This window comes from Dellaglioa sp. CoH-55-MRSF-7 (assembly GCF_056782235.1).
The window spans coordinates 1-399 of record NZ_JBXAYI010000077.1 but is presented as its reverse complement, the minus strand read 5'-3'; the positions used below and the strand labels follow the sequence as shown (position 1 = coordinate 399).

The following is a 399-nucleotide window of genomic DNA, read 5'->3' as shown; positions in this document are numbered from 1 at the left end:
ACAAAGGAGCTGCTCAATGATTAATCATTTGTCAAATCAAGAGCTGTTTGTATCAACCCTCGTCGTGTTCGCGGTGATTGCTGTCGTGGCCGCACTCGTCATGGTCGGGATCGTTGTGTGGCTGCGCCGGACAGGGGACACGACAGCAAACCGTGAGTTCTCGCGGTTCCTTGACTGGGCGATGCGCGAAAAGCTGGATACAAGTCTTGTGTCATACATCAACGAGGGCGCGTACAGATTTACGTCCTCAGAGACGCAGGCCGCGTTCAGTGCGTGGCTGGCACGCTCCGGGGTCCGGTGATGCGAGGCATCGAATACATGCGCTCGCTTCATGAAGTGTGCCGCTTTCAGTCTACGGAAAAACGAGGTACGGGTGCAGCGTCCAACTCGGAACTAGGG

At 55.9% G+C, this 399-nt stretch carries 1 protein-coding gene; it reads left to right on the top strand.

The genetic code is table 11. The features are described from left to right. A partial coding sequence (locus AC1RPU_RS07935; protein ID WP_481769634.1) for a hypothetical protein occupies positions 1-301 on the top strand: 301 nt, incomplete at its 5' end. Positions 302-399 lie beyond the last annotated feature (98 nt).